Origin of the sequence: Geothrix sp. (assembly GCF_020622065.1) — a bacterium.
In the GTDB taxonomy this organism is placed as follows: domain Bacteria; phylum Acidobacteriota; class Holophagae; order Holophagales; family Holophagaceae; genus Geothrix.
On the sequence record NZ_JAHRYQ010000002.1, the window covers coordinates 333,033 to 348,819 of the forward strand.

The 15,787-nt window shown below is 63.9% G+C and carries 13 protein-coding genes; 7 read left to right on the forward strand and 6 right to left on the reverse strand.

All coding sequences use genetic code 11. The annotated features are described in order from the left end of the window. Positions 1-9: 9 nt before the first annotated feature. Entirely contained in the window at positions 10-1,302 is a 1,293-nt protein-coding gene (locus tag QZ647_RS11020; RefSeq protein WP_291272208.1) for a TolC family protein, read from the reverse strand. A gap of 1 nt (position 1,303) precedes the next feature. Then, on the reverse strand, positions 1,304-1,987 hold the full coding sequence (locus tag QZ647_RS11025; RefSeq protein WP_291272209.1) for a CerR family C-terminal domain-containing protein: 684 nt from the start codon (positions 1,985-1,987) through the stop codon (positions 1,304-1,306). Positions 1,988-2,147: 160 nt separating this feature from the next. On the opposite strand from QZ647_RS11025, the gene QZ647_RS11030 reads away from it, so the two are divergent. The 6 genes from QZ647_RS11030 to QZ647_RS11055 all read left to right on the forward strand — a co-directional run bounded on the left by QZ647_RS11030 (position 2,148) and on the right by QZ647_RS11055 (position 7,588). Next, on the forward strand, positions 2,148-2,762 hold the full coding sequence (locus tag QZ647_RS11030; protein WP_291272210.1) for a TetR/AcrR family transcriptional regulator: 615 nt from the start codon (positions 2,148-2,150) through the stop codon (positions 2,760-2,762). Then, on the forward strand, positions 2,759-4,102 hold the full coding sequence (locus QZ647_RS11035) for a TolC family protein (RefSeq protein ID WP_291272211.1): 1,344 nt from the start codon (positions 2,759-2,761) through the stop codon (positions 4,100-4,102). The genes QZ647_RS11030 and QZ647_RS11035 overlap by 4 nt, the downstream gene beginning before the upstream one ends. Before the next feature lies 1 nt (position 4,103). Beyond that, on the forward strand, positions 4,104-5,105 hold the full coding sequence (locus QZ647_RS11040; RefSeq protein WP_291272212.1) for an HlyD family secretion protein: 1,002 nt from the start codon (positions 4,104-4,106) through the stop codon (positions 5,103-5,105). 7 nt (positions 5,106-5,112) lie between these two features. After that, positions 5,113-6,663 (forward strand): DHA2 family efflux MFS transporter permease subunit, encoded by a 1,551-nt coding sequence (locus QZ647_RS11045; protein ID WP_291272213.1) that lies wholly within the window; start codon positions 5,113-5,115, stop codon positions 6,661-6,663. 57 nt (positions 6,664-6,720) lie between these two features. Further along, positions 6,721-7,137 (forward strand): hypothetical protein, encoded by a 417-nt coding sequence (locus QZ647_RS11050; RefSeq protein ID WP_291272214.1) that lies wholly within the window; start codon positions 6,721-6,723, stop codon positions 7,135-7,137. Between the two features lie 106 nt (positions 7,138-7,243). After that, positions 7,244-7,588 carry a hypothetical protein gene (locus tag QZ647_RS11055; protein WP_291272215.1) on the forward strand — a complete coding sequence of 115 codons (345 nt, stop codon included), beginning with the start codon at positions 7,244-7,246 and terminating at the stop codon, positions 7,586-7,588. A 97-nt stretch (positions 7,589-7,685) separates the two neighbouring features. Here QZ647_RS11055 and QZ647_RS11060 read toward each other — a convergent pair whose 3' ends face one another. From QZ647_RS11060 to QZ647_RS11070, 3 genes are all read right to left on the reverse strand, one after another. Continuing rightward, positions 7,686-8,432 (reverse strand): hypothetical protein, encoded by a 747-nt coding sequence (locus QZ647_RS11060; RefSeq protein ID WP_291272216.1) that lies wholly within the window; start codon positions 8,430-8,432, stop codon positions 7,686-7,688. Between the two features lie 100 nt (positions 8,433-8,532). After that, on the reverse strand, positions 8,533-11,256 hold the full coding sequence (locus QZ647_RS11065; RefSeq protein WP_291272217.1) for a kelch repeat-containing protein: 2,724 nt from the start codon (positions 11,254-11,256) through the stop codon (positions 8,533-8,535). Positions 11,257-11,778: 522 nt separating this feature from the next. Further along, on the reverse strand, positions 11,779-12,237 hold the full coding sequence (locus QZ647_RS11070) for a helix-turn-helix transcriptional regulator (RefSeq protein ID WP_291272218.1): 459 nt from the start codon (positions 12,235-12,237) through the stop codon (positions 11,779-11,781). 202 nt (positions 12,238-12,439) lie between these two features. Between QZ647_RS11070 and QZ647_RS11075 the strand changes: the two genes are divergently transcribed. Beyond that, positions 12,440-15,391, forward strand: coding sequence for a serine/threonine-protein kinase (locus QZ647_RS11075; RefSeq protein ID WP_291272219.1), 2,952 nt, complete (start codon positions 12,440-12,442; stop codon positions 15,389-15,391). Positions 15,392-15,443: 52 nt separating this feature from the next. Here the strand turns inward: QZ647_RS11075 and QZ647_RS11080 are convergent, their stop codons facing one another. Next, positions 15,444-15,647, reverse strand: coding sequence for a cold-shock protein (locus tag QZ647_RS11080; RefSeq protein WP_257306334.1), 204 nt, complete (start codon positions 15,645-15,647; stop codon positions 15,444-15,446). Between the last annotated feature and the right edge of the window lie 140 nt (positions 15,648-15,787).

Here is a 15,787-nt window from a genome sequence, read left to right on the forward strand (position 1 = left end):
CGGACAGCATCAGAGAGGAGGCAGGCCGAGGGATCGGCGCTGATCGAAGCGGGCGGACCAGAGGCCCAGTTCTGCGCGGCGGCGCTGGCTTTCGGCCTGGCGCTCGGCGCGCTCCGCCTGCAGGAGGTCGAGGGAGGTAATGAGCCCCTGCTCGAAGGATTCGCGGCTCATGCGCAGGGCCTCGGCGGTGGCGTCATGGGCTCGGCGGGCGGCCTCGTTCAGGGCGATGGCCTTCTCCAGCTCGCGGTCCGCCGTGCTCTGCTCGATGGCGACGGTCCGCTCACGGTCGATGCGGGACTGCTTCACCTGCTCGAGCTGGGCTGTGTTCTGGGCCCGCTTGCCCGAGCTGCGCAGCCCGTCGAAGATCGGAAACTTCATCGTGATGCTCACCTTCCAGGTGTCGTACGGCTCCTTGAAGAGGTTGTCGCTCTTCCCGGCCTGGTAGCCGTAACTGGCGCTGAGGTCGAACTTGGGGCGCAGGTCCGAGGTGATGATCTTCTCGTTCGCCCGGTACATGGCCTCCTGCTGCTTCAGCTGGGCCAGTTCGCTCCGCTCGGCGCCCGCCGGTTTGGGGGCGGCCTCCGGCAGGCCCAGGGGCGCCAGGGTGAGGGGCGCCTTGGGATCCAGGCCCAGCTGCCCGTTCAGCACCTCCATGGCCCGCTTCACATTGGCCTCCGCCTGAAGGGCCTCGGGAATGACCGCCAGCAATTCGCTCTCGGCCCGCAGGCGGTCCAACTCGGTGGCGGTCTGGGCCTCCAGCCGGGCCTTCACATCCGCCACGAACTGCTCCGCCGTCTTCCGGCGGGTCTCGATGACCTCCTGCTCGGCCTGGGCCGCCTGCACCCCGAGGTAGGCCTTGGCGACACCGTGCAGGACATCCAGCTCCGAGGTCGTGTAGGCCAGGGTGGCTTCCTGTTCGCCCATCTTGGCGATGTCGACGGCCGTGCCCAGCTTGCCCCAATAGAACAGGGGCTGGGTCAGGTTCGCCTGGCTGGTGTAGATGCTGCGGGCGCCCACGAGGGAGGTCGGCGACAGGCCGAAGGTCGCGGCGCTGTCGGCGAAACCGCTGTTGAGGATGGAGACATCCCGTGCGCGGGTGAAGTCGCCCACGAGGGTGAGCTGCGGCAGGGCATCGGCCCGGGTGCTGGTGATGAGGCCGCGCCGCTCGTCCACGCGGGCCTTGGCGGCCCGGAGCAGCGGGTTCTCATTCCTGGCCCGGGCCAGGGCACCGGCCAGGTCCAGCACGCGGGACGGGGATTCGGGCGCCGGCGCCTGGAGGGCGGGAGGGGCGATCAGGAGCATGTCAGTTCCTCGGCTCGGGAAAGGCCTCGGGGACGCCGAGTCCCCGCAGGCTGAATTCGGTGAAGTGCTGAATGAGGGCCGGCAGATCCTCCGGGTAGCGGGGGTTCTGGCGGATGAGACGGGAGATCCCCAGGGAATTCCGGAAATAGAGCAGCTGGCCCTGGATGCTCAGGCCCATGTTCAGGAGCTGGTCCCGGGAGAGATCCGGGCGCAGCACCTCGAGGCAGTGCATGAGGTGCTCCACATGGGGCCGGATCTGCTCCATGAGGAGGGCCGAGGACACCGGGCGGGGTGCCTGCATCTCGCGGGCCATGAGTGCCATGGCCGCCTCGTCCAGGGGGTCGGGCCCACGGTCGCAGGCCATCAGGTCCTCCATGAAGGCCTGGATGTGCTTCTTCAGGCCCTGGAGGGCCGCCTCGCGGGCCCCCGGCCCCTCGAAGCGGGGCGCCGCGGCCAGCTCGGCCACATGGCAGGCCTTCCGGTTGAAGATGTACTGGAGGGCCGCCAGGTAGAGCCCCTCCTTGCCGCTGAAGTGGTAGGTCACCAGGGCCGAGTTGGCTTGGGCCCGCTTGGCGATCTCGCGGATGCCGGCCCCATCGAACCCCTTCTCCGCAAAGGTCAGGATCGCCGCCTCGATCAGGCGCTGACGCGTGTCTAAAGAGGCGTCGGTGGGCTGTGCGTTCATGGGCTCTCGCTTCCAAATCAATCGATTGAACAACGGAGTTCAAGAATTAATCAATCGTTTGAGCCAGTCAAGACCCAAATGGCCCTCGATGTGATTTGAAAAGGTGACTTGACGGTCATAATTAAAATTCTAAATTCGGAATATGGATTCGGAGTCTCCGATGACCATGGACCGGAAAAGCCTTGAAAAGCAGCAAAGAAAAGATTTGCTGTTGGAAGCAGCGGGCACGGTGTTCGGCCGGAAGCCCTTCGACGAGGCCACCATGCAGGAGGTCGCCGCCGAGGCGCAGATCGGGATGCAGGGCCTCTACGAGCACTTCCCCTCCAAGCAGGAGCTCTACGAACAGGTCATGCTCCGCCGGGCAGAGCAGTTCTTCGTCCAGGCGGAGGCCCTCCTCCGCGCTGACCGCCCGCCCCTGGAGCAGCTGCGGGCCATGTTCCTGGCCTATGCCGACCAGTTCAAGGGCCGGGCCATCTGGCTGCCCATGTTCATCCACGACCGGGTCTATTTCGACTGGGGCTTCGAGTCCCGGTTCCTTCCCCGCCTGAAGGAGATCTACGAGACGGAACGGAGCCGCCTGAAGGCCATCCTCCGCCAGGCGGTGGAGGCCGGCCAGCTCCGGGACCTGGGCGAGGAATTCCTCACCCAGCTCTGCTTCGGGGTGCTCGAGGCCTCCCTCTATCACAGCCACCGGAGCGGCATCGACGAGTCACCTGGGGCTTGCGTGGACCGTGCCATCGCCTGCTTCCTCCAGGGGGCGGGAGTCTCCGCATGAGAACCGCCACCGCCTTCCTGCTCGGCGCCTTCCTGGTCTACCCCATCCGCGGCGGCGAACCCCTCAGCCTGGCCAGGGCCCTGAGGCTGGCCGGGTCGGCCTCCCAGGCGGCGGAGGCCTCCCGGCTGGGCCTGGCGGGAGCCCGGGAGGAGACCGCTCAGGTGAAGGGGCTCTACTGGCCGGAGATCCAGCTCCAGGGCGGCTACCGGGTCACCGAGCACCGGTCGGAGCTGCTCAGTCAGCCCATGAGGATCGGACCCCTCGCCGTCCCCCCCCAGGTCTTCCCCATCGAGGACCGGCAGTCCTGGCGCTACAAGGCCTCCATCCAATACCTGCTGTGGGATTTCGGTCGGCGGGAAGGCGCGATGTCGGCCTCCCGCGCCCGGGAGGAGGCTGTGACCCACGCCGGCCAGGCCGACCTGCAGAAGACCCAGGGCGAGGTGGCCGCGCGGTATTTCACCCTCCTGAACTTGAAAGCCCAGAAACGGGTCCTGGCCCAACGCGGCAAGACCCTGGAAAGCCACATGAGCCAGGCCAGGGCCCTCTTCGAGCAGGGAGTGGTGGCCCGCAACGACCTCCTCCGCACGGAGGTGGCCCTCCGCGCCGTGGGTGACGCGGACCATGCCCTGGACCAGGCCTACGCCTCCGCCATGGAGGCGCTCAACATCGCCATGGGCCTTCCCGCCGAAACCCCGCAGGATCTGCCTGAGACCTCCGAGGGCCCACCCGCCCTGCCCTGGGACGAGCCGGCCTGCCGGGCCTTGGCCACCCACCGGAACGAAACCGTGCGCAGCGCCCGGGCCAAGGTCCAGGCCCTGGCGGATCAGGCAGGGTTCCGTCGCAAGGACCGCCTCCCGACGGTGGCCGCGGAGGCCAGCCATACCTATGCCCAGAACCCCTATATGGTGCATGAGCACGACACGAGCCTCTTCGTCGGGCTCTCCTGGAAGGTCTTCGATGGGGGGATCCGCACCGCCCGGATCCGCCAGGCGGAAGCCGAAACCACCCGCGCCCGCCGGGATCTCCAGGAAGCGGAGCGCCAGGCGGGCCAGGCCGCGGCTGCAGCCCTGCGGGCCTTCCGGCAGTCCCTGCGCGAGATGGAGACGGCCGGGGCGAATGTGGCTTCGGCCGAGGAGAACCTCCGCATCGTGGGCGACCAGTACCGCGAAGGGCTGGTGCGGAACACCGAGGTGCTGGAGGCCGAGTCCGTGCTTGCCGAAAGCCGCAGTGCCCTGGCGGACCGCAGATACCGGGCCTATGCCCAGCAGGCCGCCCTGCTGGTGGCCCTGGGCGAGGACCTGCCGACCTTCTTTGAAACGCACACCTCCCGGGAGAAGTGAGATGGATGCCCCTGCGAAGAAGAAATGGATCTCCCTGGCAGCCATCCTCCTCCTCGCCGCCGGCGGCACCCTCTGGGCCCTCGTCCGATGGCGCCACGGGCAGGTCTTCGTGAGCACCGACAATGCCTATGTGAAGGGATATGTGACGACCATGGCCAGCCGCATCCCAGGGCCCCTCCTCACGGTGGCGGTGCAGGAGAACGAGGCCGTCCGGGCCGGTCAGCTCCTGGCCACCCTGGATCCCCGGGACTACGACGCGGCCGTCGCGCGGGGCGAAGCCTCGGAGGCCGAGGCCCGCAGCGCCCTCGCGCTGAACCAGGCCCAGATCGCCCAGGCCCAGGCCCAGCTGCAGTCCGCCGAAAGCCAGCAGGCCCTGGCGGGCCTCGAGAAGAAACGCATGGCCGCGCTCTTCGAGCGGCAGTCCCTCCCCCGGCAGAAGTACGACCAGGCCCTCACCGCCGAGGAGGTGGCCCGCGCACAGGCGGCCGCCGCCCGGAAGCAGGTGGCCGCCGCCCAGGGCCTGCTGGGCGTGAGCCGGAGCAAGGTCCAGGTGGCCCAGGCGGCCCTGGCCCAGGCGCGGCTGCAGCGCTCCTACTGCGCCCTCCTCGCCCCCTGCGATGGCGTGGTGAGCCGGAAGCTGGCGGAGCCCGGCATGGTGGTGGCGGCCGGGCAGCCCCTGCTGGCCGTGGTGCCCCTGGGCCATCCGGATCTCTGGGTCGAAGCCAATTTCAAGGAGACCCAGCTGCACCGCGTCCGCCCCGGTCAGAGGGTCCGGATGAGGACCGATCTGGATGGCCGGACCTTCATGGGAACCGTGGAAAGCCTCTCCGCCGGCACCGGAGCGGCGTTCAGCCTCCTGCCGGCGGAGAACGCCACGGGGAACTGGGTGAAGGTCGTCCAACGGCTGCCCGTGAAGATCCGGCTCGACGCGGATGCGGACCCGGACCGCAAGCTCCGGCTGGGGTTGAGCGTGGAAGCCGAGATCGACACCCGGAGCCGCTGAGGTGGCCATGAGCGCTCCGCGCGGCCCTTCCCACAAGTGGATCGTGGCCCTGACGACCATGCTCGGGACCTTCATGGAGGTCCTGGACACCTCCGTCGCGAATGTGGCACTGCCCCACATGAAGGGCACCTACGCCGCGGGCACGGATGAGATCACCTGGGTCATCACGAGCTACCTCGTCGCCAACGCCATCATCCTGCCGATCACGGGCTGGCTGGGTAGCTTCTTCGGCCGGAAGCGCCTCTACCTCTTCTGCCTGGCGCTCTTCACCCTGGCCAGCTTCGGGGCCGGGGCGGCCCCCACCCTGGGCTGGCTGATCCTCATGCGCGTCGTGCAGGGTCTGGCGGGCGGCGCGATGGTGCCCATGTCCCAGGCCATCACCCTCGAAGCCTTTCCCCAGGAGGAGCACGGCATGGCCTCCGCCCTCTTCGGCATCGGCGTCATCTTCGGGCCCATCCTCGGTCCCCTGGTGGGGGGCTGGATCACGGACAACTGGAGCTGGCCCTGGATCTTCTGGATCAACATCCCGGTGGGCGTGCTGGCCTACTACCTGGCCTTCAGCTTCGTGGAAGACCCTGCCTACCTGCACAAACCCGAGGGCGCGGTGGACTACTGGAGCCTCATCTTCATCGCCGTGGGCCTGGGCTGCCTGGAGCTCTTCCTGAGCCGCGGCGAGCGCCTGGACTGGTTCGCGTCGAACATGGTGAAGGTCTTCGCCGGGCTCGCCGCCCTGGGGATCACGCTGTTCATCTGGCGTTCCCTCACCGCGGAGAACCCTCTGGTGGACCTCTCCATGTTCCGCCTGCCGGAATTCGCCGGCGGCATGGCCCTCATCTTCATCGTGAGTTTCGGCCTCTATGCCGCGTTCATCCTGCTGCCGCTCTTCGTCCAGAACCTGCTGGGCTTCACGCCCACCTGGGCGGGGCTCATCCTGAGTCCCGGCGGCGTGGCTTCGGTGGTGGCCATGATCGCAGTGGGGCTGGCCATGGGCAAAGTGGATGTGCGGCTCATCGTGGCCGCCGGAGCGGCCTCCCTGGCCTATTCAGCCTGGCTGCTGATGCATGTGAACCTCCAGACGGGCATGGCCTACCTCGTCATGGCCTGGATCTTCCACGGGCTGGGCATAGGCTTCGTGTTCGTCCCCATCGCCACCGCCTCCGTCCAGCGCATCCCGCCGGCCCTGGTCGGCACCGCCTCGGGCATGTTCAACCTCATGCGGAACGAAGGCGGCAGCGTGGGCATCGCGGTGGCCAGCACGATCCTGGCGCAGCGGGCGCAGTTCCATCATGCCCGCCTCGCGGAGCACATCACCCCCTTCAACGGGACGCTCCAAACCAGCTATGCCGGTCTCGCCCAGGGGCTGTTCCCCCGGGCGGGTCTGGACCCCGGTTCCGTGAACCGGCTGAGCCAAGCCCTCATCGGCGCCGAAGTGACCCGCCAATCCTTTCTCATGAGCTTCGTCGATGTGTTCGGATTTCTGGTGGTCGTCTTCCTTCTCGCCCTGCCCTTCGCCCTGACCCTGCGCAACCCCAAAGGGGGAGGCCTCTCCTTCCATTGAGGTTCAGCCTGCGGAGCGCCCATTCCGGGGCCCGCCTCTTCACCGAAAGGAACTGCCATGACGATCCGGAGCCGAACCGCCACGCTGGACGATGTCTCGGGAGAGCTCGCCCTCACCCTGGCCAAGCTCGAGATGGAAGCGGCCCACGGGACCGCCAACGCCGAGGAGCAGGTCGATTTCGTCCGGGATCTCTCCAGGGCCGCCCTGGAGAAGGAGGTCCGGCCCTGGCGTTCCCGCGCCATCCGGGCCCTGGTCTTCGGTCTGGCCTGTCTGGCGGGGGCCCTCGCCCTTCCGGCCGTTCAGCCCGCCGCCGGGAGGGGGATCCCGGCCCTCTTCGGCCTCGCGGCCCTCTGCCTCGTCGCGGCAGGCGTTTTCTTTGGGGTCTTTCTCCAGCGCCGTCGGCGCGAGCAGAGCTGGCTCCGCGAAAAAGAGACGGCCATCGCGGCGGGACGGGCCATCCTCGAAGAGCGCTGAAGGCCCTCAGGGGGCCGCTCTCGGCCCGGCGGGGGTTGTGACATGTGCAGCGAATTCCGCCCCGGGGCCGGCGAATCATGTTACGAAGAAAGGTGAGGGTCCGTTCATGCTCTTCCTGGTCTTCTATTTCCTTCTGTTTGTGGTCCTGCTGTTCCAGGGCACCCATGTGGCCGGCGAGGTGAAGAACCCCCTCGGCACCCTGCCCGAAGAGGTGGGCCAGAATCCCGTGGCGGCCTCCCGCTGGGGCCTGGTGCTCATCTCGACCGGGCTCTTCGGATCCGTCCTGGGCCTCCTGGGCTTCCGGTCCCAGAACCTGGCCACCGCCCGCCCCGCTTTCTTCGCCCTGGGTCTCGCCCTCCTGGCCCTCTATGCGCTCTGGGTGATCTTCCTGGGCCGGAAAGCCGAGTTCATCGGCCAGCCCGCGGATGACCATGGGCATGGGCACCACTGAAATCCGTCGATCCACCGATTTCCCAACAATCTAGGTTCTACGGAAAAAGCGGCCCCGACTGGGGCCGCTTTTCTTAGGCTGACTTTCTAGGTGAACCTCAATCCACGCCAAAGTCGTACAGCTCCGAATCCCTGAACCAGATGCCGTACTCCCCAGGCTCCAGGTCCTTCTGGGGCGTAATCTGCCAGAACCCGTTGCCCTGCTCTTTGGCGGCGAAGAGCACCGTCCAGTCCTTGTCGGGGTTGGTGACGGATTTGTTGGTGAACATGCCCCGGCTCCCCAGTTTCACCGAGCGGGTCAGATCCTTCTTGTTCGACTCCGCCTTGACTAGGAAGTAGCGCCCCACGGGGCTCTGTTGCGACCGCACGAGGAACGCCGGCTTGTGGTCCTTGGTGCGGACCTCGGCCTTCAGCCCTGGGTAATCCATGAACATGAGCACCGTGACATAGGCCCAGGTCTGACTCGGGCTGCCTGCGATGGACCTGAGGTCGTACTCGCCATCCTTGGTCATCAGCCGCGCCATGGGACCGCCCGAGGTGGTCACCACGGCTCCACCGTAAGGGCCCATCACGCTGGTGGTGTTCATCTCGCCTGCGGTGGCCGTCGCGCGCTTGAGCATGGCCGCCAGCACGGGCTTGCTCACGCCCTGCGACTTGAGCTTGGTGAGGTCATCGGTCTCCAGCTTGAAATCCACATACTTCGCCTGATTGATCTTGGCGATGACCACATCGTCACCCAGATCGAGCTTGCAGAGCTTGATGACCTCCTGATTGGTGAGGGGGGCGTCCTTGGAGGGGGCCTGGGCCGAGGCTGGGCTGGCGGCGATAAGCAGGACTGGGGTCATCAAGCATGCCTGGAGATTCATGAGTAGGTTCCTTTAGAAGAGTCTTGGGTTCATGCCTTGTACAACGGCGCTTTATCTATTGATTTTTAATAAATCATCGTTAACGAATAGCATATGAAAGAAGACTAATATCAGTCTGACTTGATGGATCTGATGAAGATACTGTTCGACTCTTTACCCGGCCGACTCCGATTGCAAAATAATCAGTTATATACATCGTTAGCGTCGAAGCTCCAGTAACAGTTGTACGCACTGAATCAACTCGAATGGTATCGAAGGTTCCAGCAGGTACTGTGACTGTTTCGGGACCAATTATTTTACAATCGATTGTTTCTGTTTGAGAAAAGGAACTTCCTTGGCCTGTGCTCGTGAACACCAAATGGGGACCAAAAGAAGAATCGGGCAAAAGAATGGGTTGAGGCGGAGTGTAAACATAAGACCCACCGCTTGAGTAGCTAAGGCTCATGGTGCTCATGTCCACACCACTGAGCTGAATATTAAAATTCGTATAGTTTCCAGTCATAAAGGATGAATTAATATATTTAATAGTCGCACTCTGACTCGATGCCGATAATACCGTGTAAGTATCCGTGTATCTGCTGCCTGAGATTGAAACCCCTTCATATTGCCAATAATTGCCTGAACTCATCGGATAGTAGCGACTCCCATAGACTCCCGAAGACGGGGGAGCCGCCACGACCGTAAGTGTCGCCACATTGCTGATCGCAGTGCCTGCGCTGTTGGTGGCCTTGGCGCGGAACTTCGCCAAATGGTCGGAAGGCTGGGCTGAAAGGGAATAACTGGCCTGGGTGGCCCCCGGAATCGGTGCCCAGGTCAGGCCATCCGCGCTGCGCTCCCACAGGTAACTGGGCGCGGGGGTCCCGCTGGCAGCCACCGTCAAGGTGGCGCTGGCTCCCACCGTCACGGTCTGGCTTTGGGGTTGAGCTGTGAAGATTGGGGCCGAACTGGCGTCCCCCGCGTTGTATAGGTCGGCGCGATCCGTAATGATTCCCCCCCCCGTCAGGCCTCCGGCCACAAGGACACTGCCATCGGCAAGAAGCGTAGTGGTATGGTAATAGCTCGATTTTGCCATGAAACCAGTCACAGAGAATAAACCTGTGGAGGGATCATAAAGTTCGGGAGGCCAGATGTGAAGATCGCCCGGGTCCAATCCTACAAGTAGCACTGAGCCTCTTTGAAGGCGCACAGCTGAATGCCCAATAGAGAGTGTTCCCATTACTCCAGTCGCAGTAAACCGACCCGTATTAGCGTCATATAGTTCAGCAGCACCAGAGGATGAGTTCCCCGTCAGCAACACCCTACCATCTGTTAAAAGAGTTGTTACATGATCGCTAGTCACAGCTGTGGGTGCACCAGTGGCAGTGAATACACCCGTTACCGGATTGTACAACTCGGCACTATTTGAGCCACCACCAACGACCATGACTTTACCATCGTTAAGTACCGCTACAGCCGGGCCCATGAATCTCGACACCACCATGGACCCTGTCGCTATGAATTTATTTAAGATTGGATCGTATATTTCAGCGGTTGACGAAGCTTCTCCTCCACCGATAAGCACCCGCCCATCTGCGAGGAGCACAGCAAAACAGCCCGACAAAGATCTGTCCTGAACCATGGGGCCAACAGTTGTGAACTTCTGGGTCGAAGGGTCATAGATTTCGGCCATTTTATACATGGAAAAAAGGTAATTCCCGCCGCCAACGACAAGTACCTTGCCATTACGCAGGAGCACAGCGGCATGTTGAGCCCTTTTGACGGCCATGGATCCGAGGGTGGCGGTAAAGGTTTTCGTCGAGGGGTTATAGATCTCCGCACTCCCGGTATCCCCCATTGGGGTTTGCCCACCGGTGATCAGGACCGTGCCATCTCCAAGAGGCGTGGCCGTGTGATACATCCTTCCGATGGTCATAAAGCCCGTGGGTACGAAGGCTCCACCCCCAGACGAAGGGCCACTTGATACCCCAGTGAAATTCTTCCCGGTGACATTGGCACCGCTCACCAGGACGGTCGTACTTGCGGGATTGAAGTTGTAGCCGGTCTTGGCAGGCGTCAGGACATAGCTTCCGTTGGCCAGACCCGAGATCGTGAAATTACCGCTGGCGTCAGTGCTGGCCGAGCTCGTACTGGTCCCAGTGCAAGTGACCGTAACAGATGAAAGGGCGGCATTGGAGGCATCGGTCACCTTGCCCGAAATGGAATAACTGCTCGGAGCGGTTGCCGTCACGGTGAGCGTCACCACATTGCTCACCGCCGTTCCTGCGCTATTGCTCGCCTTGACCCTGAATTTCGCCAAGTGGTCCGTCGTCTGAGCCGTGAAGGTGTAGTTCGCCTGCGTGGCCCCATTGATGGAGGTCCAGCTCAAGCCATCCGCGCTGCGCTCCCACTGGTAGGTCGGCGTGGGCGTTCCGGTAGCAGCTGCCGAGAACGCGGCCGCGCTTCCTGCCACCACCGATTGGCTGGCAGGCTGGGTGGTGAATGTCGGCGCTACGGGGTTGCCGCTGCCACCACTCACGGAGAGGGTGGCAGTCGTGCTCGTGGCCGTTCCTGCGCTGTTGCTCGCCTTGACCCTGAATTTCGCCAAGTGGTCCGTCGTCTGGGCCGTGAAGGTGTAGTTCGCCTGCGTGGCCCCATTGATGGAGGTCCAGCTCAGGCCATCCGCGCTGCGCTCCCACTGGTAGGTCGGCGTGGGCGTTCCGGTAGCAGCTGCCGAGAACGCGGCCGCGCTTCCTGCCACCACCGATTGGCTGGCAGGCTGGGTGGTGAATGTCGGCGCTACGGGGTTGCCGCTGCCACCACTCACGGAGAGGGTGGCAGTCGTGCTCGTGGCCGTTCCTGCGCTGTTGCTCGCCTTGACCCTGAATTTCGCCAAGTGGTCCGTCGTCTGGGCCGTGAAGGTGTAGTTCGCCTGCGTGGCCCCATTGATGGAGGTCCAGCTCAGGCCATCCGCGCTGCGCTCCCACTGGTAGGTGGGCGAGGGTGACCCGGAGGCACTCGCATAGAAGGCCGCGTTGGCCCCCGACTGGACGGTGAGGTCAGCAGGCTGCCCCATGAACACGGGCGCGGTGACCGAGGGTGAAGAGGGCCCGGGATTGGCCGTTCCCCCCCCGCCGCCACCCCCACTGCATCCCAAACCAAGGGACAGTGCCATGGCGATACCCACAGATGCCAGGGGTTTCCAGAAGAATCGGCGGTGGTTGCCCATCGGAACCTCGAGAAGGATTCTGCGAGGCACAATAGCATTTTTTTAATATTTCAACTACGAAATATAAATTCAATCCCAAGCCCTCATCCGGGCTGATGTCCCACGAGTTCGAATCGCCGTTCAGTCGGCCACTATCCAGACGGAGCGTCCTTCCTTGAGGGCTTTCATCAGGAAGCCCATGGCTTCCATGGGTTCCAACCGCTGCTCGGACTGGGTCCGGACATCAATGGCCAGGGCGGCGCCGGGGCCGGGATCTGAGAGGCCCATGGGACCCTGTTTTGGAATGTGTCGTTGAGATGTGGCTTCCCGGTCCAGGGCGCTGTGGGCCTCCAGCCCCTCTCCTGTTTCCAGGGCCTGGACCGTGACGCTGAAATAGGAGGCCACGCCCGCCAGGGCCGGGCCCGAGGGCTTGGCCCGGTCTCTTTCCCACAGGGAGACCGTGGCCTGGTCGCTGTTCAAGGCTTCGCCCAGTTCCACCTGCGTCAGCCCCCGCTGGACGCGCAGCATCTTGATCCGCTCGCCCAGTGAGCGCGGCGTCCCGGATGCGCTCTGGGAATCGTAGGGTCCACGAACGGCCATGACCCATGGTTGCATCAGCCGACGGAGGATCGGAACCACGAAAAAGGTGATGCCACATTTTTCATAGGTGTGGATTAAAGCGTTCCAGGTAGATTGATTGAAAATGATCTCATCATCTTCTACGCAGTCCCCCCTGGCGAGCCCCGCCGAACCTCCAGAGTGGGCCTCCAGCCATGAGAGCCCCCGACTGGGGCGTTTCGTTATGGGCCCTGAATTGGGTCGAGGTGGCATGGGGGTGGTGCATCTCGCCTGGGACCCCCTGCTCCGCCGCCAAGTCGCCCTCAAGCGCCTGCTGAATGCGGATCCGGTGATGGCGCTACGCTTCATGCGTGAGGCCCAGATCCAGGCACGGGTGGAACATCCCCGCATCTGCAAAGTCTTTGAAGTGGGCTCCGAAGGGGAGCATCCCTTCATCGCCATGCAGTACATCCAGGGCCAAACTCTGGGTGAGGCGAAGGATGACCTGGGCATCAATGAGAAGGCCTGCATCATGGCCAATGTGGCCGGCGCCCTTCATGCGGCCCACCAGATGGGTCTGATCCACCGGGACATCAAGCCCTCCAACATCCTGCTGGAGTTCTGTGAGGACGGCACCTGTGTTCCCTACATCCTGGATTTCGGTTTGGCGAGGGACCAGTCCGTGGCGGATCTCACCCTCTCCTGGGGACTGGTGGGTACCCCAGCCTTCATGAGCCCGGAACAAGCCGAAGGCTGTGAGGCCACGCAATCATCGGACATCTACAGCCTGGGGGCCACCTTCTATGCCTTGTTCGGCGGGCACCCTCCCTTTGAGGCCACCACGCTGGCTGGCCTCATCCATCAGCAGGACACCCAGATCATCCGCTGCCTCCGGCGGACGATTCCGGGTTTCCCCCAGGATCTCGACACCATCCTTCTGAAGTGCATGGAGGCCGACCCGGCCAGGCGCTACGACTCGGCGTTCGACCTGGAGGAGGACCTCCGGCGCTGGCTGGCAGGCGAACCGATCCGCGCGCGGGCCATCGGCCCACTGGGCCGGGCTTGGCGCAGGATCAAGCGGCATCGGACCCTCAGCCTTGCCATCACGGCCGGCGCCCTCGTGGCCCTGTCGCTTGCGGGGTGGAATGTTCACGCGGCGCGGCGGGCAAGGGCGCAGGTGGAGTTGGCCCAGACCTTCGGCCTCCAGGTACGGGAGGTGGAGCAGTTGCTCCGCATCGAGCGCATGCTGCCGGCCCATGACATCCGGCCTGCTGAAGTCCAGGTGAAGCGGCGGATGTCTGACATCCGCACCACCATGGCGAAACTCGGCCTTGTGGCAGAGGGGCCTGGACATTACGCCCTGGGAAGAGGACATCTGGCGCTCCGGGAATTCTCCCTGGCACTGGACGAACTGGCCAAAGCGCGCCGTGCGGGGTTCGATTCGCCTGATGTGGCCTATGCCACCGGATCCGCCCTCATGGAGGGTTATTTCGACGAACTTCTGCACCGGAATCCTCAGCCCTCTGAGCACGAAGCCATCCGCCAGCGCTTTGCGGTCCCGGCCCACGCCGAATTCATCCGGGCCATGGGTCGGAGCCAGGAGGATCCAGCGTTCGGCGAGGCCCAGGTCGCCATGTTGGAACTGGACTACCCCCTCTGCATCCGGAAATGCAAGGATGCCTTCAAGGCCCGCCCCTGGATGTACGAGGCCAAGGTGCTGGAGGCCCAGGCCTGGGGCCTGCTCGCGAATCAGTCGCTCGGTCTCGGAGCTGAAACGATCCGAAGCGTCGGCGAAGGGCGGGCCGCGCTCAAAAATGGCGAATCGGCCCTGGAGGACGCCCTCCGCCTCGCGCCCAGCGACGAACGGATTTGTGGGGTGATGCTTGCTCAGATCGTCCGGGAATCCACCTTCGATGCCGATGGTGGTGAGCCCTCGGAAGCGATCTTCAAACGGGGAGACGCTCTATGCGCCAGGGCCATGCTCATCCGACCGGACGACCTCCGGGTGCGGCAAGATTGGGCCTATGGGCGGGTGAGGCAGGGCTTCGTCCAGCTCCGGACGGGCGTGGATGTCAGGCCCCTCATGCGTGAAACCCTCAAGGCACTCCAGGCCGACGAGCGGAAGATCAAGGACGAAGGGCTCGCTGATGTCATAGCCTATCTACATTGGATTCTTGCAGATGGGCAGTTTCGAAGGGGGGAGGACCCCTTGCACGAACTGGAGCTCATGGCCTTCTTCCTCAAGCCCGGTACTTTCGATCATGTGCAGCCGGCTTGCCTACTGGCGGAGTTCCTGGCTAGCCGAGGCCGGTCACCTCTTCCAGTGCTGGAGGACGCAGAACGCATTCTCGAGACCGGGCCACAGGCCAAGTCCAACAATTATTACCCTCTCACGGTGTGGGGGAATCTCCTGCTCGTCCGCGCGGAATGGGAGATGGATGAGGGCCGTGACCCCCGCGCCACCCTAGACCGGGCGGTCCTGCACCTGGAGCAGAGTCAGCGCCTCAGTCCGAACAGCGTGTTTCCGCCCATGCACTTGGTGCTGGCGCATGCCTGGAAGGCCCGACGGGCCTTGGCCCTAGGTCAGGATCCCGCGCCCCATCTGGAAGCTGCGCTCACCTCGGGCCGGCGAGGCCTCGCCATCACGAGGAGCCATTATCGGCTGCACCTCGGCTTGGCCGAAGCACACCGAATCCGAGCCCTCGCGGCCTTTGCAAAGAGAAGGGATCCCTCTCCCTTCCTGCAGGAGGCCCGCGCCGCCCTGCGAGAAGGTTCCCAGTTGAACGCTACCGATTTCCGGCTTTTCCGGGAGGCGGTGGCCATCGAGGTGCTGGCCGCTGATTACGCCCTTCGGCTGAACCGATCCCCCCTGGAGGATCTCACGCAGGCCGAGCGGATGGCCCGACGCGGCCTAGCCATCAAAGGCGATGATCCGAAACTCCGGTTGGCCCTCGCCAGGATCGACCGCATGCGCGCCGCATGGGCCAACTCGCAGGGCTTGTCTCCAGATGGGGCGATCCAGGAGGCCAGGTTGCATCTCGCCCAATCCATCGGGATCCATCCTTCCCCATTCACTGAAGCAGAGCGGATCCTGATCGAAGGTCTGGCTTCAGAGGCTCCGGTGAAGGCCCTCGAGATCTTCCGGGTTTACACCCGGAACCATCCCTATCTGGCTCTCGACTACCCGATCCCGTGACGCAAAAGGCGGCCCGGTGGGCCGCCTTTTCTTTGGAACGGTAAGAGAAGAGCTAGATCTTCTGAACGTTGGTGGCCTGGGGGCCCTTCTGGCCCTGGGCGACTTCGAAGCTGACGCGCTGATTCTCGTCCAGGGTACGGAAGCCGCCGCCCTGGATGGCGGTGTGGTGGACGAAGAGATCAGCACCGCCCTCGTCGGGGGTGATGAATCCGAAGCCCTTTTCGGCGTTGAACCACTTGACGGTGCCTTGAGCCATGACTGTTTCCTGCAGAATGTCTGGTGGATGGTGTAGCGATGACTTTCCCCAGACAAGGCCGTCATTGCTGATATGTGAATTCCGCCCTTGGCGGGTCACGCCAAACAGCATGACAGGATTGCTTCCGTCCACCGCTTTTT